Annotated in this window: 26 protein-coding genes and 2 pseudogenes; 19 read left to right on the top strand and 9 right to left on the bottom strand. The window is 65.1% G+C overall.

Annotation, left to right across the window (positions count from 1 at the left end):
- Positions 1-24: 24 nt before the first annotated feature.
- Entirely contained in the window at positions 25-840 is an 816-nt protein-coding gene (locus ACX9MN_RS19455) for an SDR family NAD(P)-dependent oxidoreductase (RefSeq protein WP_020094722.1), read from the bottom strand.
- A 421-nt stretch (positions 841-1,261) separates the two neighbouring features.
- On the opposite strand from ACX9MN_RS19455, the gene ACX9MN_RS19450 reads away from it, so the two are divergent.
- Both ACX9MN_RS19450 and ACX9MN_RS19445 read left to right on the top strand, forming a co-directional pair.
- Positions 1,262-1,516: a hypothetical protein gene (locus ACX9MN_RS19450; protein ID WP_020094723.1), complete on the top strand. Its 255-nt coding sequence runs from the start codon at positions 1,262-1,264 to the stop codon at positions 1,514-1,516.
- A 32-nt stretch (positions 1,517-1,548) separates the two neighbouring features.
- Positions 1,549-1,791, top strand: coding sequence for a hypothetical protein (locus tag ACX9MN_RS19445; RefSeq protein WP_020094724.1), 243 nt, complete (start codon positions 1,549-1,551; stop codon positions 1,789-1,791).
- Here ACX9MN_RS19445 and ACX9MN_RS19440 read toward each other — a convergent pair.
- Positions 1,788-2,018, bottom strand: a complete 231-nt coding sequence (locus tag ACX9MN_RS19440) for a hypothetical protein (protein ID WP_042673600.1) — start codon at positions 2,016-2,018, stop codon at positions 1,788-1,790. The two genes, ACX9MN_RS19445 and ACX9MN_RS19440, sit on opposite strands and share 4 nt — an antisense overlap.
- Before the next feature lie 400 nt (positions 2,019-2,418).
- Positions 2,419-2,733, bottom strand: a complete 315-nt coding sequence (locus tag ACX9MN_RS19435) for a hypothetical protein (protein WP_489725123.1) — start codon at positions 2,731-2,733, stop codon at positions 2,419-2,421.
- Between the two features lie 508 nt (positions 2,734-3,241).
- Between ACX9MN_RS19435 and ACX9MN_RS19430 the strand changes: the two genes are divergently transcribed.
- From ACX9MN_RS19430 to ACX9MN_RS19405, 6 genes are all read left to right on the top strand, one after another.
- Positions 3,242-3,472 (top strand): hypothetical protein, encoded by a 231-nt coding sequence (locus tag ACX9MN_RS19430; RefSeq protein WP_020094727.1) that lies wholly within the window; start codon positions 3,242-3,244, stop codon positions 3,470-3,472.
- A gap of 85 nt (positions 3,473-3,557) precedes the next feature.
- On the top strand, positions 3,558-3,869 hold the full coding sequence (locus ACX9MN_RS19425; RefSeq protein ID WP_489725122.1) for a hypothetical protein: 312 nt from the start codon (positions 3,558-3,560) through the stop codon (positions 3,867-3,869).
- 99 nt (positions 3,870-3,968) lie between these two features.
- Positions 3,969-4,289 carry a polyhydroxyalkanoic acid system family protein gene (locus ACX9MN_RS19420; protein WP_020094729.1) on the top strand — a complete coding sequence of 107 codons (321 nt, stop codon included), beginning with the start codon at positions 3,969-3,971 and terminating at the stop codon, positions 4,287-4,289.
- Positions 4,290-4,395: 106 nt separating this feature from the next.
- Complete coding sequence (locus tag ACX9MN_RS19415) at positions 4,396-4,605, top strand: hypothetical protein (protein ID WP_026605187.1); 210 nt, start codon at positions 4,396-4,398, stop codon at positions 4,603-4,605.
- A 414-nt stretch (positions 4,606-5,019) separates the two neighbouring features.
- Positions 5,020-5,214 (top strand): hypothetical protein, encoded by a 195-nt coding sequence (locus tag ACX9MN_RS19410; protein ID WP_020094731.1) that lies wholly within the window; start codon positions 5,020-5,022, stop codon positions 5,212-5,214.
- Between the two features lie 447 nt (positions 5,215-5,661).
- Positions 5,662-6,528, top strand: a complete 867-nt coding sequence (locus ACX9MN_RS19405) for an outer membrane protein (protein ID WP_489725121.1) — start codon at positions 5,662-5,664, stop codon at positions 6,526-6,528.
- A 244-nt stretch (positions 6,529-6,772) separates the two neighbouring features.
- Here ACX9MN_RS19405 and ACX9MN_RS19400 read toward each other — a convergent pair whose 3' ends face one another.
- On the bottom strand, positions 6,773-7,042 hold the full coding sequence (locus ACX9MN_RS19400; RefSeq protein WP_020094732.1) for a GCG_CRPN prefix-to-repeats domain-containing protein: 270 nt from the start codon (positions 7,040-7,042) through the stop codon (positions 6,773-6,775).
- An 855-nt stretch (positions 7,043-7,897) separates the two neighbouring features.
- Here ACX9MN_RS19400 and ACX9MN_RS19395 point away from each other — a divergent pair.
- Positions 7,898-8,035 carry a hypothetical protein gene (locus ACX9MN_RS19395; RefSeq protein WP_489725120.1) on the top strand — a complete coding sequence of 46 codons (138 nt, stop codon included), beginning with the start codon at positions 7,898-7,900 and terminating at the stop codon, positions 8,033-8,035.
- A 397-nt stretch (positions 8,036-8,432) separates the two neighbouring features.
- Here the strand turns inward: ACX9MN_RS19395 and ACX9MN_RS19390 are convergent, their stop codons facing one another.
- Positions 8,433-8,945 (bottom strand): hypothetical protein, encoded by a 513-nt coding sequence (locus ACX9MN_RS19390; protein WP_103986270.1) that lies wholly within the window; start codon positions 8,943-8,945, stop codon positions 8,433-8,435.
- A 146-nt stretch (positions 8,946-9,091) separates the two neighbouring features.
- On the opposite strand from ACX9MN_RS19390, the gene ACX9MN_RS19385 reads away from it, so the two are divergent.
- The 3 genes from ACX9MN_RS19385 (at position 9,092) to ACX9MN_RS19375 (ending at position 10,840) form a co-directional block, all read left to right on the top strand.
- Positions 9,092-9,604: a hypothetical protein gene (locus tag ACX9MN_RS19385; protein WP_244603296.1), complete on the top strand. Its 513-nt coding sequence runs from the start codon at positions 9,092-9,094 to the stop codon at positions 9,602-9,604.
- A 414-nt stretch (positions 9,605-10,018) separates the two neighbouring features.
- Positions 10,019-10,231, top strand: coding sequence for a hypothetical protein (locus tag ACX9MN_RS19380; RefSeq protein WP_103986272.1), 213 nt, complete (start codon positions 10,019-10,021; stop codon positions 10,229-10,231).
- A 78-nt stretch (positions 10,232-10,309) separates the two neighbouring features.
- Entirely contained in the window at positions 10,310-10,840 is a 531-nt protein-coding gene (locus ACX9MN_RS19375; protein WP_489725119.1) for a hypothetical protein, read from the top strand.
- Between the two features lie 312 nt (positions 10,841-11,152).
- Here the strand turns inward: ACX9MN_RS19375 and ACX9MN_RS19370 are convergent, their stop codons facing one another.
- From ACX9MN_RS19370 to ACX9MN_RS19360, 3 genes are read right to left on the bottom strand one after another with little or no spacing between them, the layout of a single operon-like run.
- On the bottom strand, positions 11,153-11,395 hold the full coding sequence (locus ACX9MN_RS19370; RefSeq protein ID WP_103986274.1) for a hypothetical protein: 243 nt from the start codon (positions 11,393-11,395) through the stop codon (positions 11,153-11,155).
- Between the two features lie 16 nt (positions 11,396-11,411).
- Positions 11,412-11,597, bottom strand: a complete 186-nt coding sequence (locus tag ACX9MN_RS19365) for a hypothetical protein (RefSeq protein WP_081636512.1) — start codon at positions 11,595-11,597, stop codon at positions 11,412-11,414.
- Between the two features lie 59 nt (positions 11,598-11,656).
- Positions 11,657-11,899 (bottom strand): hypothetical protein, encoded by a 243-nt coding sequence (locus ACX9MN_RS19360; RefSeq protein ID WP_026605189.1) that lies wholly within the window; start codon positions 11,897-11,899, stop codon positions 11,657-11,659.
- Between the two features lie 116 nt (positions 11,900-12,015).
- Between ACX9MN_RS19360 and ACX9MN_RS19355 the strand changes: the two are divergent.
- The 3 genes and pseudogenes from ACX9MN_RS19355 to ACX9MN_RS19345 all read left to right on the top strand — a co-directional run.
- Positions 12,016-12,279, top strand: a pseudogene (locus ACX9MN_RS19355) (IS66 family transposase); the annotation flags it as partial.
- A gap of 126 nt (positions 12,280-12,405) precedes the next feature.
- Complete coding sequence (gene cysC, locus ACX9MN_RS19350) at positions 12,406-13,080, top strand: adenylyl-sulfate kinase (protein WP_489725118.1); 675 nt, start codon at positions 12,406-12,408, stop codon at positions 13,078-13,080.
- Between the two features lie 65 nt (positions 13,081-13,145).
- A complete protein-coding gene (locus ACX9MN_RS19345) occupies positions 13,146-14,363 on the top strand; it encodes a hypothetical protein (RefSeq protein ID WP_489725117.1) in 1,218 nt (405 codons plus the stop codon).
- Positions 14,364-14,516: 153 nt separating this feature from the next.
- Here the strand turns inward: ACX9MN_RS19345 and ACX9MN_RS19340 are convergent, their stop codons facing one another.
- Complete coding sequence (locus ACX9MN_RS19340; protein WP_280806663.1) at positions 14,517-14,648, bottom strand: hypothetical protein; 132 nt, start codon at positions 14,646-14,648, stop codon at positions 14,517-14,519.
- Between the two features lie 177 nt (positions 14,649-14,825).
- Between ACX9MN_RS19340 and ACX9MN_RS19335 the strand changes: the two are divergent.
- From ACX9MN_RS19335 to tnpC, 4 genes and pseudogenes are all read left to right on the top strand, one after another.
- Positions 14,826-15,117: pseudogene (locus ACX9MN_RS19335) on the top strand (transposase family protein); the annotation flags it as partial.
- 608 nt (positions 15,118-15,725) lie between these two features.
- Positions 15,726-16,157, top strand: coding sequence for an IS66-like element accessory protein TnpA (tnpA, locus tag ACX9MN_RS19330; protein WP_281807355.1), 432 nt, complete (start codon positions 15,726-15,728; stop codon positions 16,155-16,157).
- On the top strand, positions 16,154-16,510 hold the full coding sequence (tnpB, locus tag ACX9MN_RS19325) for an IS66 family insertion sequence element accessory protein TnpB (protein ID WP_281807354.1): 357 nt from the start codon (positions 16,154-16,156) through the stop codon (positions 16,508-16,510). Before tnpA ends, tnpB begins: the two co-directional genes overlap by 4 nt.
- 68 nt (positions 16,511-16,578) lie before the next feature.
- Complete coding sequence (gene tnpC / locus ACX9MN_RS19320) at positions 16,579-18,099, top strand: IS66 family transposase (protein WP_331327278.1); 1,521 nt, start codon at positions 16,579-16,581, stop codon at positions 18,097-18,099.
- The last annotated feature ends 17 nt before the right edge of the window (positions 18,100-18,116 follow it).

The raw sequence follows: 18,116 nt of genomic DNA, 5'->3' as shown, positions 1-18,116 counted from the left end.
CGGCCGGGACGCCCCGCGAGGGCCTCAGGCGGCGACGGCGCGCGCGGTCCGGTACCGGCTCGCCGGCGTCGCCGCGCCGAGCTGGGCGGCGAGTTCGAGGCGCGCGGCGTCCAGCGCGGACCAGGCCGCACCGTTCTCCAGGGGCGGGATCGTGACGACCTCGCCGGCATCGAACCCCGCGAGCGCGGCCGCGACCAGGTCGGACGGCGTCATGACGATGCTGGCCGGGAGGTTCCGGTGGCCGCCGACGCCGGCCACGGTCCAGAACTCGGTGGCCGTCGCGCCGGGCAGGACCGCCTGGATCCGGACGCCCCTGGGGGCGAGTTCGTGCTGCAACGCCTGCGTGAAGGCGAGAACGTAGGCCTTGCTCGCCCCGTAGACGCCGTTGAGCAGTTCGGGATTGAGGGCGACGGTCGAGGCGACGTTGATGATCGCCCCGTGCCCCCGCGCGACGAAGGCCGGCGCCGCCGCGTAGGCGAGGCGCGTCACGGCCGTGACGTTCACGCCGATCATGCGCTCCATCTCGTCCGGATCCGCCTGTAGCAGCGGGGCCGCGGAGCCGAAGCCGGCGTTGTTGACCAAGAGGGTGATCGCCGGGTCGCTCCGCAGCCGGTCCTCGACGCGCCGGAGACCGGCACGGTCGTTGACGTCCGCCGCGAGCGCCTCGACGGTGCGGCCCGAGGCCCCGCGCACCGTCTCGGCGACCGCCTCCAGGCGATCCGCGTTCCGGGCGGTCAGGATGAGATCGTGGCCGCGCGCGGCGAGCTGTTCGGCATAGATCGCGCCGATCCCGCCCGAAGCGCCGGTGATCAGAGCAGTTCCCTTGGTACGTTCCGTCATGACAAATCTCCGTCTGTGCTGCTGAATGACGGAAAGTGTAGCGATCGCGACGGAGGCTTACATTTATACGGATGCGGGGCGGCGCCATACCTTGGTATGACCCGGTGGCATGACCCGGCCGCCTTGCCCAACGCCTGTCGGACAGGCGCGGGGAGGCCGGTGCGGCGCCGGCGCGCTGACGGCGTCGGCGCTCGAGATTCGCCGCGCGTCGATCCGGGAGAGGTGCACCCACGGCCTCGCCATGCTAGAACGAAAGCGGAACAGATCATACGGGCGGGCCGGGCACAATCTGCGGGCGAGACTTTTCTTCCAGCCCCGTGGACGCGTGTGGATACGGCTCGAAAACCCCTGTCGTGGCGCGCTCTTGGGCGGCCCGTGCGATCTGTGGAGAACCTGTGACGAACCGGGGTGCAGGACGACGATGGCGATGAGGACGGCGTTCGTGGTGCAGCCCTTCGAGCTGCACCGGAAGCGGCTGCGGCCGGCCCGGCAGGAGCCTGCGCAGACCGAGAGCGGGGCGGTGAAGAAGGCCGAGAACATGGCCAGGCGGATGCCGGGCGCGGCGGCGCTGAAGGTGGTGGCCGACGACGAGACCGGCGAACTGGAGGGCGTCACGATCCTCGGCCAGTGGGGCGAGATCCCCGACGACTTCGCCGAGAGCCTGCAGGGCGCCTAGGCCACAGATCACCAGCGGGGCGGGAGAGCGCCATGTCGGCGGTTCGGCGGGTCGGGAACTTCCTCCAGGTGCAGGACGGCGACGGCTGCCGGCACCTGCTGCGCGTGACGAGCGTCCAGGCGCTGAGCGACACGGACCTGATGCGCAACGAGACGTTCATCACCGCCGCGGGGCGAACGATCCGGGTGACGCAGCCGCTCGACGAGATCGTGGACCTCGTGGCGCCGGGCGAGCGGACGGCGCCGGGGCCGCAGGAGGAGCCGTGGCCGTTCTAGCCGCGGGAGATCATCCCGCGCGCCATCTGCAGCAGCAAGCGGCGGTCCGACAGGGTGAGCGCGTGCCAGACGCGCAGCAAATCCCCCGTCATGTCGATCGTGGCGAGCGCCTCGGATTCGTCGAGGAAAGCGTCTTCGGGCACGCCGAGGGCGTGCGCGATCTGCCGGAGCATCGATCTCTTGCCGTTCGGCCCGAACTTTCCACCCTCAAATTCCGGATCCGCCAAATCAATCTCCGACGGACGCGCGGCGGCGTCGCTTTAAATCTACAGTATCTTTATAACGTGAGAGTGCGAACACCGCATCGATGAATCGGAAATAAATTTTACCGGTACATTGATACCAATTATTTGGCAGCCGATCATTATCTAAGATTGGCAGCAGAACCTGAGTTAGATACAGCGATCAAAATTCGATGGCCCGCAACAGACTTGCTCGGCATCTGCATTGAACGCGGCGCGGGATCATCCCTCCCCGGCGACGGGCGGTCCCGGGCTGCGGGTCAACGGTGTGATGGTCCAGCGCCCGCGCGCCGCCGCCCGCCGCGTTGCGATGCCGGCGGTGGGACGGTCCACCTGTCCCACCCCGATCCGGCACGGGGCGGATCCTCAGGACGGGGTCCGGCGATCAGCTGCCGCCGCTGCCGTCCCCGCTCCCCTTGCCGATCTGGGGTACGCCGCGCTCTGGCTGGCCGGCATTCCCGCCGGCGGCCGAATCCGTCGTGATGGTCGTCGCCCCCGTCCCGGTGGGCGCGACGACGGCGGTGCTGCCCGGACCGCTGTTCTGGCTGCCGCCGGGAACGACGACGGTTCCGGCCGGGGTGCCCGGCGTCACCGGCTGGGCTGGTCCGGGTTGCCGGATCGGTGCGGGACCGGTGCTGGTCTGCGCCGAACCGGGCGATGCCGCGACCAGCGCGAAGATGGCGAAGAGGGCATGACGCATCATGTGCTCCTTGGCATCTCGGCCCGACTGTGCCTCACGCACGGGCCTCCGTGCCCGAACGCGGGAGCGCGGACACGGTTTCCGACACCCGTCGTCGTCGTGCGCCGCCGATCGTCGTGCCCGGCCGCGCCCGGCGCGCAGGGTCTCGCCCGGGAGCGGCGCGCCAACCCTCCGGATCGGCGCACGAAAAGGCCCCGCGCGGCGCTGCCGGCGGGGCCGAAGGTGGGTCTGCCTTGGGAGGATGCAGAGGCAGATACTTAGCCGGCGTTGCGCCGCCGCTGCACCGGCGACACGACATGTCGGCCCCGCAGGGACCGCCGGTCACGGCGGCGTCAGGCTTGCATGCCGAGCAGGCCCCGCCCCGTGCGGTGGACGGCCGGGACCGCGGCGTGGCGCCGAAGGTCCGGCCATCCTTGGATAACCATGTCGACCGCCGGCTTGTGGACGCCGCGGCAGCGTCATCGACAGCGTCCTGCCGCTGTGGTGCTGATCGGCGGCGAGGAGTCCCATGAAGCACATCATCGTTCTGGCCATCGCGGCCACGGCCCTGACGGCCTGCAACGCGGCGAACCGGCCCGGCCGCGGCGAGCTCTTCATGAGCGAGGCCGACGTCGCCGCGAAGGACGACGCGATCTGCCGGGGCTACGGCGCCGAGCCGGGAACGCCGGAATACGTGCAGTGTCGGGGAACCCAGGACCAGCGGCGCGACGCGGCCCAGGCGCCCCGCCGCAGCGGCTGAGTGCGGCGGCCGCGAGGGCGCGGCCTCCGGGACCAACGCCCCGCTCGCGCGTTGTCCGCGCGGACCGCTTTCCCTGGAGCGCGTGATGCTCGCCCGATCCGCCCTGATCTTCATCGTCCTGACGTCGGGGGCCCAGGCCGCCGCCTTCGAAGACCTGAAAGGCTATCTGGCGTCCTGCCTGCGGTTCGAGATGGCCGGCGCCCCAGCGGAACGCGGCGGGCCGCTGTCGTCCAAGGTCCGCCGCGCCCTGGACCGATGCTCCGACGACGTCGCGCGCCTCGACCGGGCGGACGGGCGCCGGCTGCGCGGTGACGGTGGGATCAGCCCGTCGACCAAGGAGGTCATCCGGAGCGTCGTGAGCGGCGGGGCCGGCGGCGTCCGCACGGTCCGGTACTGACCGCCGGCGGTTCGCCCGGCGCGTCGATCGGGTGGCGCCGATCACCGGGCGTTAACCTTCCGGCCGCACCTCACGGGGCCCGCTCGCGAGGAGATGCCGATGCCGAAGCGCCTGACAATCACCGTCCCGCACGACCTCGGGACGGCCGAGGTTCGCCGGCGCATCGACCTGCACATGGACTGGGCTTTCCGCCGCCTGGAGGCGGAGAAGATCCGCGTCGAGGCCGAGGACTGGCTGGGTAATCGCCGCTCCTTCTCGGGTAGCGGCTACGGGCAGTCGGCGCACGTCGCCATCCAGGTGGCGGATGACGCGCTGGAGGTCGAGGCGCTGGTGCCCTGGATGGCCAGCCTGTTCGCGCCCGTCATCGAGTCGGTCGGGCGCCACTACGTCGGGCGCCTCCTGTCCGACGAGGCCGCCTGACGCGCGCGGCCCGGGGCGGCGATCGGTCCGGTGTGCCCGCGGGGCGGTTGTGGCCCGGTCGTGCCGGGGCTAAACGCGCCGGCTCGGTGGCGGCGCAGGGGCCCGGATGAGCGATGACGTGGCGGCCCTGCTCCTCGCGCTCGCGACCGAGAACGCCGAGCTGCGCCAGCAGCTCGCCACCGCGCAGGACATGCTGATGGAGACCGCCATCGACGCCGGTCATCTCCACGCCCGCATCGAGGCGCTTCAGGCCGAGCGCGACGCGTGGCAGGCGGAGGCCGAGCGCTTGGCGCGCCGGCCCCCGCGTTCCCTGTGAGCGCTCGCAGCACCCGGCGCGCCGAACCTGCGGGCGGGCGCGACCGGGGAGGGCGCACTCGGGCCCCGGGGCGCATCGGCGTGAGCCCGCACGGGGGCGGGCTCACGCCGTTCCTCACGCCTTCCCGGGTTGCGGGCGGGGCACGCGCACGTCGACCGTCTGGCCGGTGAGGGGATTGAGGATCAGCATGGCGGCGGTCTCCGGTGTGTGTGACGGTAGAACGCCGTCCGCGGGCGCCGGGATCACGCTGCGGCGTGCCGTGGCGCACAGGCGGCGACGGGGTCGCCGAACCCGGATCCGTGTCGGAAACGGCCTCCGGCGAGGCCCGCGAAGCTCGCCACGGTCGGGATGCCGCCTTACCTCAGGGCGTGGCGCCCTGGCGGCCGCCAGGGGCAGAACACCTGGAGGATCGATATGGCCATCGATAGATCCGGTGAGCGTGCCGCGCTCGATACCGAGGTAGAGGATACCCAGGACACCATCGCGAAGCTTCGCGAGGCTGCCGACGGAACGCCGCCCGGACACAGTTCGCGCGTGGCGCTGAAGAAGGCCGAGGAGAAGCTGGCCGAACTGGTCAAGCACATCACCCGGCGCGACCGGACGGGTTAGCGCGGCCGCGGACGCGGGGACCACCGGACAGGTCCCCGCGCGCCGTCCGCCGGCTCAGTGTCACCCCGCCGGCGCCGAAGCGCCGGCTCTCGATCCCATGTTACCGCCGGACGGATCCGGCGCGGGCGGCGCCAGGGTCGTCCGCGGCGCACCCACAGTGATGACGAACCCTCCCCGCTCAGGCGGCCGGCAGCGCCGCCCGCAGGACTGTCGGCGCGTCGCCCCCTGGCCGCCCGCGCGGCCTCGCCGCGGACCGATGCATGCGCCTCGGGCGCAGGCCCCGAGCATACCGCCAGAACTTCAACAGTATTTAACAGATCCGCCCGGAGTTAATCGGCCGTTTACTATGTTTTTTCCGACGTCGCGAGCCTGTGTGTCCGTAAAACTACAGCTATTCTGCTCAGAGCTTGGTAGTCTTATCACCAGATCGAAACCCGGATCACCCTGATGACCAAGCTCCTCGCCTCCCTGACCGCCTTCACTGCGCTGACCGCCGCGGCGTCCGCCGCCGACCTTCCGCGCCGCGCCGCGCCGCCGCCGGTGTTCACGCCGGTGCCGGTGTTCACCTGGACCGGCTTCTACATCGGTGTGAACGCCGGCTACGGCTTCGACGCCAACAGCCGCAACACCACCAGCTACGCCCTGCCCGGCGGCTCGCTGATCAACTCCCCCGGCACCGCCGGCGTCGTCAGCGTCAACAACCGCAACAACAACGACGGCTTCTCGGGCGGCGCCCAGATCGGTTACAACTATCAGTTCACCCCGGGCTCCGGCGTCGTGATCGGCTTTGAGGCCGACGCCCAGTACGTCGACTTCGCCCGCCGCGCCAACGGCACCCAGAACTACAGCTTCCTCGGCTTCCCCGGCGTCGCCTTCTCCAACCCGCCGGCCTTCGTCGCCACCAGCGGCAACGGCCTCGACTACTTCGGCACCGTGCGCGGCCGCCTCGGCTACGCCTTCGACCGCACCCTCGTGTACGGCACCGGCGGCTTCGCCTACGGCTCGGGCCAGGACGACCAGAACTTCTCCGGCAACCGCTTCCGCGACAGCTTCCGCACCGGCTGGGCCGCCGGCGGCGGCGTCGAGTACGCCCTGCCCACCGACTCGTTCCTGAACTTCTTCCGCTCCTCGGCCGTCACGCTGAAGGTCGAAGGCCTCTACGTCAGCCTCGACCGCCAGAAGAACTCCGCCGGCGGCGTGTTCTACGGCAACCTCCTGCCCCCGAACGGCACCGCCTACCTCAACGGCGCCGCCGCCAAGACCGAGTTCGCCGTCGTCCGCGCCGGCCTGAACTACAAGTTCGGCTCCTACTGAGATCGGGTCGCGCCGCTCCCGGCCTCCGTGCCGGGAGACGCGGCGGCGGGCGAGGGGGGCAGGTCCGCCTCATCGCCCTCCGCCGCCGAAGAGCAGCCTTCCGGTTGGCCTTCGCATCCCCAGCCCGATCAAACTGGCCGCGAGGTCGGCAACACCCTGGGAGCGCACGCTCCCAGGGTGTTCCTGCGTTCCGTCACGGTGCGCCACGGCGGTCAGCCGATCGCCCCGAACAGCGGGAGCGCCGCTACCAGTACCGGTTCGGCCAGCAGCGCCGCCCGCCGCGACCGAGGTGGAAGCCGCGCGGACAGGCCCGACCGACATAGCCGCCCCACTGGCCGCCGGCGCGGCAGCCGCCATAAGGGCCGCGATGGCCATAGGGCCCGCAGCCGCCGTAGACGTGCTGGATCAGCCCGTCCTGCGCGGCGGGGAGCGGAGAACCCGCGACGGGCAGCGCCGAGGCCGGCGCGGCGATGCCGACGGCGAGCAGTGCCGCGGCGGCGAGGGACTTGAGCATCAACCGATCTCCAGGTCTTGGCTGAGCCGATCTCCGTCGGCACCGCTCGAATACCTGATCCCGGCTGAAGGCCGGGTGTTACGGACCGTCTCGATTGCCCGCATCGCTGGAGCTTTTCTTTAAGCGCTGCCTCGATACTGGCGCTCTACCCGCCCAAGATTCCGCCTCGACCAAGACGACAGTGTCCGCCGGACCTGCGGCCCGGATCACCCGCTCACGTCGGGAGAGCCGTCGCCGATCCGTCGCTCTGCTGCGGGGCAGTATGCGGCCGGCTGCCGGCCTGCCAGATCCAGTTGCCCGCGATGGACCCGCGGAGACGCGTTCCACGACGACGAGCGCGATTACCAGGGGCTTTGAGGTCGCGCTTTTCCACTTCCCCGGATCCGTCCACACGGCCTCCCTTTCGGCTTGCGGCGAGCAGTCCGCGTGCCGGACTGGATCGGCCCGCGCCCCGTCTCTCCAGAGTCAATCCGCCGAACAGCGCGACGTGTCCGAGGCGTTGCGGCCGCAACGTGGCCATTCGTCGGCCATCCGGCACATTCGGCTCTCGGAGAGCGCAGTTGAAATGCCCGAATGTCTCAGCTGCGATTGTGCGGCGGCTCAACTGCCGCGCGTTGGGGTTCGATGCAGAGGATGAGAACTCGGCATCTCGAACAGGCGGCGGCGCGCACGTCGACGACCCGCACTCCGCTCGCCTGCGGGCCGAGGATCTACAGCCCGATCGTTGCAAGGGTCGATCTTATTCCCGACACCTTCATGCATGCGCCGCATATCTGGCGTGAGGCATGTGGCATACCAAGAAATCGCGTGCAGTGCGATATAGCTTCTCACGCACCGCACAAAAGGACGCCGCCGATGACCCTCCTCACTGCCCTCGCCCTTCTCCCCTTCGCCGTCATCGCCAACTTCGCCTTCGTGGTGGCGCTGGCCAATCACTTCGACGCCGACAAGCCGGCCACGGGCTTCACCGGCCCGGTTCCGACGCTGGCCTGAGCCAAGTCGGGGCCCTTTCACGCAGCCTCGGTGGAGGTCCCCCGGATCTCAGGTGGGCAGAAAGGTGAACCTCCAAGCCTCATTCGGCGCCCCATCCAGGCGCAGCCAAGGCGAATTCCTGGGGCAACTATCTCGGCGTGGTCGCGCTCGTTTCCCGTGTCCTAGCGTGGACTTGGACCCACCACGTCTTACCGCGGAGGTAGGTGTCGGTCATTCCGGCACCGTCCTCGTCGAAGCATCCCACCACTGACGCACGGCACGTTGGTCGAACACCTACGATGACTGCGCGCCGAACGGCTGTCGAGCATCAGCGTTTCGCCCGGCCGCAGCCTGGCGGATTCAGTGCCGTTCGGTGAAGCCGAATACGCGCACCAAGTCGGCGGCGCTGGCCAACTGCTCACGCGACACTGCCCCCTCCCTGCCCCTTCAGCCTAGCTTCGTCGAGATCGGCCAATGCCTGCCGGCCAGCGTCGGTGATTCGGACTGCGCGCGACTCGCGCGGCGCCATCTCAGCCCAGCCGCAGCTCACCAGACGCGGGATGAGCGTGTCACCGTTCCATGGGATGAGCTTCACGTATGCGAGCTCGAGGAGCGGCACGAAGAACGGGCCGCGGTCAATGCGCTGAAGCAGTTGCACGTGCTCGTCTTGGATAACCACGAAGGTCTCACCAGCCACCACGGACGGGACTATGGCCGCCGTTGAGATGGTGGAGGGCCGATCCGGATCGTCGGCGACCTCCCGAGCTTGGCCGGGGTGAATGCCAGAGCTAGCGCCGGTGAGGACCGCGACCTCCACCTGTGCCCAGATGGCACGCACCTCCGGTGTCAGGCTGTCCCACGAGTCGAACTCGCGTGGCCGGGCGTATGCGAAGCGCGCGTAGTAGGCGGTGCGGCCGGGATCTGAGGTCATCGTCAACCTCCACAATGCAAGCCTGCGCAACTGAGTTAGTGGACGGAGTGACTGGCACCGCTTGCAGCGGTCGCATCAGTGCTCCGCCGCACCTCGGAAGCCCGTAGCGAGACGTAGGCCGAATACTCAAGTGAGGGAGTATTCCAATGAGCACAATCGATCTCTACCGATCCAATTCGCGCATTTTTACGCGCTTTATGGGATCGTGTGTGTTCGTCGCAGTGGCCCTTTGGCTGGCTCTGACTCAGCCTAATGTCGGCACTGATACCATAATTCCTGAAAGCTTCCGGGATTATGAGATGCGCGTTGGCGTAGTGATCTTCGGCCTTGGCGCACTTGTGTGGGGCCTGAAGCTGTTCCAGCCCGACGTGGTCGTCTCCATTGGTCCTCAAGGGATTTATGACCGACGCCTCTCGACGGATTGGATCCCGTGGAAGACGATCCGCGCCATCAAGCCTCTGCAATTCTGGATGAGCAGCTACTACCGGCTGGAGATTGATCCCGAAGCTGCTGCGCGGATTCATTGGACGAGACGGGCTCGCTTTACATCTTGGCTGAACATCATGCTCGGGCATTGCTACTGGATCAGCGGTGCCGAACTCATCGGCGGCTTCCCTGCATTGGCGGAAGCGATCGGACGTAGTCGGCCGGACCGCTGAGGAGAGGCGAACCCGCGCGTCCTCGGAAAACTTGCATCCAGACATCTGGAACGCTCCAGCGCAGTTGGCCGTGCCCGATGGCGCATAGCCCGCACACTGGTACGAGCGAACTCTTCTCGTGTCTTAGGTTCGTCAGTAAGAAGGAACCTCATATCCGACCAAACCAAAAGGACGAAGCCCGAAGATCTCACGTCGGATCGCCCTCGGCTCAACCCGCAGGGGCACGGCAGCGGCTCCGTCAGCGGTGAGCATAGCACAGGCATCAACGGAGGCGCCAAGCAGGACTAGCCCGACAAGACAGAAGGATGAGGGCTGCTTAGAATAAACCGCTGACAGAACGGCAAATTGAACACATTAGAAAAGTAATTCAAATACCGAATACGTGCTTTGATCCCCAATAAGGAGATCAGAGCCATGACAATCACCACCACTATAAATGCCATCGGACTGGTGAAGGCGACGGAGATGATCCAGTCGGCAAGGGCGGAAGCTGCGATCGAGCACAAAGCGGGGCTGCATACCGTCTCAATGCCGGCGCCCCCGCCGAACGACGCAGGCATCCAAAGGCAAAAGAATGACCCGAAACTTCTCGCATCGCAGGAGCGTGTGGTGGACATCACCGTCTGAGTCGGGAAGGCCTGCGCCGCTTCTAATCTGCGGCTTAAAAATTCTCTCCTCCACAACAAACGGGCGACGACCGATTGATTGGCTGATGAGGCTCTCGCCGTACTCGCCGATCGCTATAAGGGCGGCGCCATCAACAACACGCGCGTGGCAATCCGGAAGGTGCGGGGCACCCGTTGCGGGTACGAGATCTCTTTTGATCTGGAGGTCATCACACTCGGCGAGAACTACGACCGCGAGCCGATCACTACCTGTGTCGTGAAGTGGCAGACGGACGGCACCTCCGCGGTAGCCGTCGCGGCTAGCAAGGAGCGCTGGGCGACATCGGCAGAGGTGTTCCGACAAGCACTTCGGACGAGCGTCACCGACGATGGCATCCGCGCGTCACCGTTCGGCAATGAGGGCTCCGAGGTTCGTGCCGTCCCGCTGCAAGCCGCCAGGACGGCATTCTTCGTCATCTACCTGGCCGAAGGCGACGATGAGGCCAAGCGGACGGAGGCCGCCATCAAGGTGTTTAAGCGAGCCGTCGAAGCACGCCTCGGCCGCAGCCTGATTGTCCCGGTCGCTCTCAACGGCGTCAACCACCTCTGGCTGATCGAGTTGCCAGGATGAGTACCGCGACCGGACGTCGGACAAACGAGACGCTTGTCCGAAATATCCGGCGCGTCCGCTCACCTAGCGGCGACCGCCACTGCTCGGCTTCGTGTCTATCTCAATCGCCCTCAAAGCGTTCTCGAAAGCCCTAACCTCGGTGGTGAACGCCCTGTCCGAGCGCTCGATTAGTTTACCACTTCGGCGCAATGCCCAACCGAAATGACCCTCCGGTTTCTTCAGGGGCTCGATGGTCACCGAGTAGGGGTGCGGTACGTCAGCTGTCATGGCCGAGCTATGCAGTGCCGAAGGGCCGGCTGCAACTGCAAGGCCTCACCACATCTCTTCGTAAATGAGGGCGCCGCCTCCATGGAAGGTGCCTCTCCAGCCTCGGTTCAGCAGGCGGACGGTCACACGTGTCTGGCCCGTGCCGCTGTCATCGTCGATCTTGATCCGGGCATCGACGTGTCCCTGCCGCTCCATGCGCTTCAGGTAATCGGCATCCACACCGAGGCGTGGGGCCAACTCACACGAATCACCGACCCAGTCGCCTTGCTGGCCGAGGGTGTGCCTCATGGGCAGGTCGTGCCGCTCACCCGATCACTAGCCGGATCAGCAGGCACGCCACGGCTGCACCCGAAAGCGCGATGCCGAGCAGGTATGGGCTGGGAAGCTGATCGCCGCTGTTGACGTCTACGCCAAGTCGGTGAGTCAACTTGTTGGCAGCCGCTCCGCTTGCAGAACTGGTGTTCACGTCCGGATAGGTGTGCGCGCTCATGGGCGTCTCCTGCCAGTAGGAGATACAACTCACCGTGCCTCCGGTTGGTGCGGCCGCAGTTACCAGACATGCTCAGCCACGAGCTGTCCGCTCTGATCGAACGTGCCCTGCCACCCACCGTCGTAGTGATGAACAGTGACGCGCGCGCCCCTCGCGTCCGCCCAGCTTCCGGGGACGATCAAGACCCTGGCGTTTCCCTCGATGACGGAACGCTTCAGCGTCGTTGCGCTCACGCCGATACGCTGCGCCACATACCCGGGATTAACGATCCAGCTACCGGGAAAATCGAGATTAAGCCTCATCGGAGAAGGCCTCCACCCAGACATCCGAGCGCGTTCTAGCGCTAAGGATTATCGCTTTCCTCATGCGAATGACGGAAGGCCGTATATGAAGCGCATTGCACCCGTGTTGCGTCCGTGACCTGACCCGCGAGTTGCAGGCCAAGCTCAGCCGCTCCCGCGATCAGCCCCTCGTCTTCCTCGCCTATCCTGGAAAGGTCGAGCCGACTAACAACAGCTCCGAGGGGCTCCTGCGTCCGGCTGTCGTCCAGCGGAAACCGACCAACGGCTATCGCGACATGTGGCCAGCTGAGGGCGAGGCCGCCATCCGCACCGTTGTCGACACCGCGCGCCTGAGCGGTGCCAATCCATTCGGCTTCATCCTCAAAACCGTCGGCGCCTGACCCCTGCCATCACAGGCCTGGGTAATTACCCTTCGCCGCTACGAAGCGCATCAACGTGACGTTGTAGCAACACAACCGATCACGTTTTTGTGTATCCATACCTGGAGGACAACTTAGGAGCGAAGCATGAACCGATCACGAGGCCCAACGTCGGATCGGAACCTGACTTGGCAGCCCCTGCAGCCACGGGAGCAACGATGGAAGGCTCTTGGTCAGCGACCAGTCATTGCTTGGCTTACTGGCCTTTCAGGCGCAGGGAAATCAACGATCGCAAACGTCGTGGATCAAGCCCTGACCGCTTCAGGACGCGCAACAATGGTGCTGGACGGCGATAATCTACGTCATGGATTGAATAGTGACTTGGGATTTACCGACCGCGACAGAGCTGAGAACGTCCGCCGTGTGGCCGAAACAGCAAAACTGGTAGCTGATGCTGGTCTTGTAACAATCGTCTCGCTTATATCCCCCTTCTCAGCGGAACGGAAGGCCGCAAGGGCTATCGCAGGAGACGTCGCATTTATTGAAGTTTTTATAGATACGCCTCTACCAATTTGTGAGGAACGAGATCCAAAAGGATTATATTTTCGGGCGCGCGCCGGCACAATCCCGAATTTTACCGGCATCACAGCGCCCTATGAAGAGCCGACGAAGCCTGACTTAACGCTCGCAACCGTGGGTCAGTCCATTGCCGATACAGCACGGCCATTAATCGACATGCTCTTACAGCTGAGCGCAGCATCAGAACAGCCACTTTATGATCAGATTTTGCCTAAAAATCCGGAGCTAATGCGCAATATCTAACTATGACTCAAAATTTTATAATACATATCGGCCCGCATAAAACGGGAACCACATCGATCCAAAACATGCTCTACGCACGCTCTTTGCAGAGTGGCGCAAGTTTTGTTTACCCCTTCGCTCATGCCAATCAGACGGGGCAGCACGAGTTTGCTCGGACAGCGTCTGACCCTGATCATTCCAAACTTGGCGGCCTGCTGGAGATTCTTTCGGGCCTTGAGAAAACCTGTGTTCTCTCGAGTGAAGAGCTTAGCTTTCTTCCAGTCGCCTCGTTGCAAAAGATTCGCGCGGCTCTTCCATCTGCCGAATTTACTATTGTTTATTACCAAAGGAATATCTTGTCTCTTCTTCCTTCATGGTGGCAAGAATTAATTAAACATGGCGGGGTCGAAGATTTTACTAGGTTTATTCAAGATGCAATTGCGCTTCCTGGCAGCCTACATCTACTGGTTCCAGATTTATTGTTGAGTAACTGGGCATCTGTTTTTGGAAGAAACGCGATTAAGATTTTCTTGTACGATCAAATTCCTGATGTGACACAACAGTTCGCCTCCGATTTACTCGGCTTGACGAGTCCCCCTGGCGAGCTAACAGACAACAACAAATCTTTCGAATACATCGAATGTGAGATGATCCGCCTGTGGAATGCATTTGGTTTCGTTGGCATAGATGCAATCCAGGCACAAGAATCTAAATTCTTACGCACGTTAGTGGCGGAAAGAGCAGATAGGTTCATGGAAAATATGACTATAGGTTATGATATAGAGGAATTTCTTAGCATAGAGAGCACCTTAATAGCTCGGTGGGGAGATCGAATCGAGGGTTTCACTGGCGGAAAATTGTTTGCTTTACGGGAGCGAGCGTACTCGTACATCAATTCAGATTTTTGGACCGCCAATCCCGACCTTGTTTCTGCCATGTTCGCTTTTGCTGAAGTCACAGCTCGCCGAAAAAGCCAAAGTTCGGCAACATCACCGATCCTACGTGATCTTAGATCGTGCGAGAGGGATATGGACGCCTGGAACCAAATCGAAATTATTTTGGCTGCGGCGCGCCAGAGGGAACAGCTGCTTGAACGTCAATTGGCTAACGAGACAGAGCGGTCACATGCGTTAGAAATCGTCATATCGACACTGGTCTCCAGCATTACCTGGCGCGGACTCAATCGATCTAAATTCAAGAAAATTTTGACTGATGTAGCTAAGTCGACGCCCAGCGACGGAGCGACTGCACACCGTCATGAAGTCTATCTATATCAAGCTCAAAAACTTTTAAATGATTGTTAATTATTGTTTTCCATGTCTTCAATTGTTGTCCAGATCAAATCAAGCCTGTCAGACCTCGGGCCGTTGCCTACCGCGACCTTCTAATCGCCGCCGAGGAATGGCGCGCAGCCGGGATTAGGCTGAGCGGCGCTATCGCGGATCCGCGGCAGCACATCATAGCAGGCCGTCCGACATCGGCGCGGTCAGCGTCTTCCAGGCCCGGGTCATCTGCTTCGAGAAGGCCAGCGCGGCAGCTAAAGCCTGCGCCTCGGACGGGAAGGTCCAGTCCGATTCGTTCACCGTCATGTGGGAGGCGTCGAGCAGCACCCAAGTCTAGAGGTGGCGGCCGGCCACGCGGATTTCGAAGTGCATGGTTGGCTCGGTACTGTATGATCTTCCTTCGGCTTTGCGGTTCTCCCGCACTTTGCGTGGAACGGTCGCGGTGACGAGGATGGCACGGGCCGGTTCACCAAGCGTTTGATCCTGTCCTCATCCCTGGCGGGCTGTACCATCGGGCGCGTCATCCGGACCGACGGTCGTCTTCGCCCAAGTGCGGCGTGCGCACGGGCAGTGTCCAACCTGTGATACGACCAGCTCTGTCGTTCACAGCCGCTATGAACGCCGTCCGGCCGATCTGCCGAGCATCGGGCAGCCCATGACGCTGCGCCTACGCGTCCGACGCTTCTACTGCTTTGAGATTGCCTGCCGCCGTCGTACCTTCGCTGAGTCACTCCCCCAGCTGATGCCGCCGCGAGCACGCTTGGCGCGCCGGCTGACCGTTACCGGTTTTCGCTCAGAAGTTGCCGCATATCGGCCATTGAGATCGTCATACAACCTCCCCGTTCTTCGAACCCGAGGGCGACACGTCGGGCCGCCTATCGCGGAAAGGTGCGCTCGTGAACCTCATCTTCCTCGTTCTATCGGCCTTCGTAGGCGCAGGACTTTCGATTGTGGCTATATGGCCGTCGCTGGGAGCGATTTCGATCTTTTTGGCACCGGTCGGGGCAGCCGTAGCATGTGTTGTAAGCGCTGCCTTGTTGTTCGCTCTGCGGCGCTCATCATCATCGAGCAGCCGCACATCTTCTGTCACCCCTATGCAGAGCCTCAAACCGCAACAGCAACCTGCTACTAGTGTTACGAACGATGATCAAACTGAGCTGAAGCGTTCGGCCTGATTCATCCTTCCTCTGATTCTTTGTAGTCAGAGACGCACAAGTCTGGGGGGCCGCCGGTCTGGGAGTTCGCGGCTTGGGTCAGCCGAATCGCCTGACGGGTCGCGGCTTTCCGAACGTCGTCCACACTGCTCCGTAAGCGCTGTCTGGGCGGCACCTTCCGGCAAGCGGTGTGAAGGCGACATACGGAGCGGAATGGGAGCTCCGTCACATGTCGATGTCCGGGCGTATGGCTATGTCGGAGCCGATCCGGCGCCTGGAACTGTTTACCGGGGCCGGTCGGCGCCGGACGTGGTCGAATGAGGAGAAGGCCACCATCGTGGCCGAGAGCGATGAGCCAGGCACCTCGATCAGCGCGGTGGCACGCCGACATGGACTGAGCGCCTCGCAGCTGTTCACGTGGCGCCGCCTGATGCGTCAGGCTGGGGGGCACGACGGCGAGCGCGCACTGCAGTTCGTGCCGGCCGTTCTGAGTGTGGGCCCGCAGGAGCCGACGTCTGCCGAGCTGAGCCCAGAGCTGGGGGAGCGATGCGGCTGCCACAGCATCGAAGTCGAGATCGCAGGCGCCACGGTCCGCATCGCTCAGGGCGCGAGCGCGGCTCAGATCGCCGCGGTGATCCGGGCGCTGAAGGCTTGCCCATGATCGGGCCCTCCGCCGCGGTGCGCGTGATGCTGGCCACACGGCCGGTGGACTTCCGCAAGGGCATGGACGGACTGGCCGCTCTGGTGCGCGACGCGATGGGCGCGGATCCGTTCTCCGGCACGGTCTACGTGTTCCGGTCAAAACGCGCCGACCGGGTGAAGCTCCTGGTCTGGGATGGAAGCGGGCTGGTCCTCGCGACCAAGCGTCTGGAGGCTGGCCAGTTCTGTTGGCCGAAGATCGAGGACGGCGTGGTTCGGCTGAGCGCGGCGCAGCTCGCGGCGCTCGTCGAAGGCTTGGACTGGAAGCGCGTCCATGCGGCGCGTCCCGTGGGCGTGCCGGCGGTTGCCGGCTGAGCAAAAAGACCGGCGGACGGGCTTCATCGCAGTGGTAAGTCACTGGCGGATCTGCTCTCATCCGCTTCGTGGCCGCGCCTGCTTCGCCCTCGTCCGACGATCCCGAGACGCTCAAGGCGCTGCTCGCCGAGGAGCGCGCCGAGAACGAGCGGCTGCGCCAGATCATCCTGGCGATGCAGCGCCACCGCTTCGGCCGCCGCGCCGAGAGCCTGCCGGAGGATCAGCTCCTGCTCGGGCTGGAGGAGGCCGAGCAGGTCGAGGCCGCGGGCTTTGCCGCCGAGGAAACGGAGCCCGCCAAGGAGGCCCGGAGGGTCAAGCGGCGCACGAACCGTGGGGCGCTGCCCGCCCACCTGCCGCGGGTCGAGTACCTCGTCGATATCGACAGCACCGCCTGTCCGTGCTGCTCGGGTGCCTTGCACCGGATCGGTGAGGACGTCTCCGAGCGCCTCGACGTGGTGCCGGTGCAGTTCCGGGTGCTGGTGATCCGCCGCCCGCGCTACGCCTGCCGCGCCTGCGGGGACGCAGTCGTGCAGGCCCCGGCACCGGCGCGGCTGATCGAGGGCGGCCTGCCGACCGACGCTCTCGTCGCGCAGGTGCTCGTCTCCAAATACGCCGACCACCTGCCGCTCTATCGACAGGCGCAGATCTTCGCCCGCCAGGGCGTCAGCCTCGACCGCTCGACGCTGGCCGACTGGGTCGGGCGCGCCGCCTTCCTGCTCCGGCCCGTGCACGAGCGGCTGCTGGAGACGCTCAAGCGCTCGGGCAAGCTGTTTGCCGACGAGACCACGGCACCGGTGCTCGATCCGGGCCGCGGCCGCACCAAGACCGGCCAGCTTTGGGCGTATGCGCGCGACGACCGGCCCTGGGGCGGGACCGATCCGCCCGGCGTCGCCTACGTCTACGCCCCGGATCGCAAGGCTGGACGACCGATCGCGCATCTCTGCGGGTTTGCAGGCGTGCTCCAAGTCGATGGCTACGCGGCCTACGAGACGCTGGCCAAGAGCGGCGCGGTGCGGCTGGCCTACTGCTGGAGCCATGTGCGTCGGCAATTCTATGATCTCGCCGCCGCCTCGCCGATCGCGACGGAGACGCTGTCGCGCATCGCCGCGCTCTACCGGATCGAGGCCGAGATCCGCGGGCGCTCGGCTGAGGAGCGACGAGCGGCCCGTCAGGAACGAAGCCGGCCCGTGGTCGAGGCGCTGGAGGCGTGGTTGCGGGAGAAGCTCGGCCTCTTGAGCCGCAAGAGCAATCTGGCGGAGGCGATCCGCTACGCCCTGAGCCGCTGGGCGGGGCTGAGCCTGTTCCTCGACGACGGGCGCGTGGAGATCGACTCCAACACCGTCGAGCGGGCGATCCGGCCTCTGACCTTGAATCGGAAGAATGCCCTATTTGCTGGTTCGGACGGCGGGGGCGAGCACTGGGCGGTGATCGCCTCGTTGGTCGAGACCTGTAAGCTCATCGGCGTCGAGCCGCAGGCTTACCTGGCCGACGTCATCACCCGCATCGTCGACGGCCATCCGCAGCCGCGCCTCGACGAGCTTCTGCCCTGGGCCTACCCGAGCACACCCACGCTCCAAGCCGTGGCCTGAGAACGCTGCAGCCCTGG

This window comes from Methylobacterium sp. 1A (assembly GCF_058072805.1).
This window is presented reverse-complemented; position numbering and strand designations above follow the sequence as displayed.

Coding starts and splice junctions, on each gene's coding strand:
- ACX9MN_RS19455 (WP_020094722.1), bottom strand. CDS start 840: ATGACGGAACGTACCAAGGGAACTGCTCTGATCACCGGCGCTTCGGGC.
- ACX9MN_RS19450 (WP_020094723.1), top strand. CDS start 1,262: ATGGCGATGAGGACGGCGTTCGTGGTGCAGCCCTTCGAGCTGCACCGG.
- ACX9MN_RS19445 (WP_020094724.1), top strand. CDS start 1,549: ATGTCGGCGGTTCGGCGGGTCGGGAACTTCCTCCAGGTGCAGGACGGC.
- ACX9MN_RS19435 (WP_489725123.1), bottom strand. CDS start 2,733: ATGCGTCATGCCCTCTTCGCCATCTTCGCGCTGGTCGCGGCATCGCCC.
- ACX9MN_RS19430 (WP_020094727.1), top strand. CDS start 3,242: ATGAAGCACATCATCGTTCTGGCCATCGCGGCCACGGCCCTGACGGCC.
- ACX9MN_RS19425 (WP_489725122.1), top strand. CDS start 3,558: ATGCTCGCCCGATCCGCCCTGATCTTCATCGTCCTGACGTCGGGGGCC.
- ACX9MN_RS19420 (WP_020094729.1), top strand. CDS start 3,969: ATGCCGAAGCGCCTGACAATCACCGTCCCGCACGACCTCGGGACGGCC.
- ACX9MN_RS19415 (WP_026605187.1), top strand. CDS start 4,396: ATGAGCGATGACGTGGCGGCCCTGCTCCTCGCGCTCGCGACCGAGAAC.
- ACX9MN_RS19410 (WP_020094731.1), top strand. CDS start 5,020: ATGGCCATCGATAGATCCGGTGAGCGTGCCGCGCTCGATACCGAGGTA.
- ACX9MN_RS19405 (WP_489725121.1), top strand. CDS start 5,662: ATGACCAAGCTCCTCGCCTCCCTGACCGCCTTCACTGCGCTGACCGCC.
- ACX9MN_RS19400 (WP_020094732.1), bottom strand. CDS start 7,042: ATGCTCAAGTCCCTCGCCGCCGCGGCACTGCTCGCCGTCGGCATCGCC.
- ACX9MN_RS19395 (WP_489725120.1), top strand. CDS start 7,898: ATGACCCTCCTCACTGCCCTCGCCCTTCTCCCCTTCGCCGTCATCGCC.
- ACX9MN_RS19390 (WP_103986270.1), bottom strand. CDS start 8,945: ATGACCTCAGATCCCGGCCGCACCGCCTACTACGCGCGCTTCGCATAC.
- ACX9MN_RS19385 (WP_244603296.1), top strand. CDS start 9,092: ATGAGCACAATCGATCTCTACCGATCCAATTCGCGCATTTTTACGCGC.
- ACX9MN_RS19380 (WP_103986272.1), top strand. CDS start 10,019: ATGACAATCACCACCACTATAAATGCCATCGGACTGGTGAAGGCGACG.
- ACX9MN_RS19370 (WP_103986274.1), bottom strand. CDS start 11,395: ATGAGGCACACCCTCGGCCAGCAAGGCGACTGGGTCGGTGATTCGTGT.
- ACX9MN_RS19365 (WP_081636512.1), bottom strand. CDS start 11,597: ATGAGCGCGCACACCTATCCGGACGTGAACACCAGTTCTGCAAGCGGA.
- ACX9MN_RS19360 (WP_026605189.1), bottom strand. CDS start 11,899: ATGAGGCTTAATCTCGATTTTCCCGGTAGCTGGATCGTTAATCCCGGG.
- cysC (WP_489725118.1), top strand. CDS start 12,406: ATGAACCGATCACGAGGCCCAACGTCGGATCGGAACCTGACTTGGCAG.
- ACX9MN_RS19345 (WP_489725117.1), top strand. CDS start 13,146: ATGCTCTACGCACGCTCTTTGCAGAGTGGCGCAAGTTTTGTTTACCCC.
- ACX9MN_RS19340 (WP_280806663.1), bottom strand. CDS start 14,648: ATGACGGTGAACGAATCGGACTGGACCTTCCCGTCCGAGGCGCAGGCT.
- tnpA (WP_281807355.1), top strand. CDS start 15,726: ATGTCGATGTCCGGGCGTATGGCTATGTCGGAGCCGATCCGGCGCCTG.
- tnpB (WP_281807354.1), top strand. CDS start 16,154: ATGATCGGGCCCTCCGCCGCGGTGCGCGTGATGCTGGCCACACGGCCG.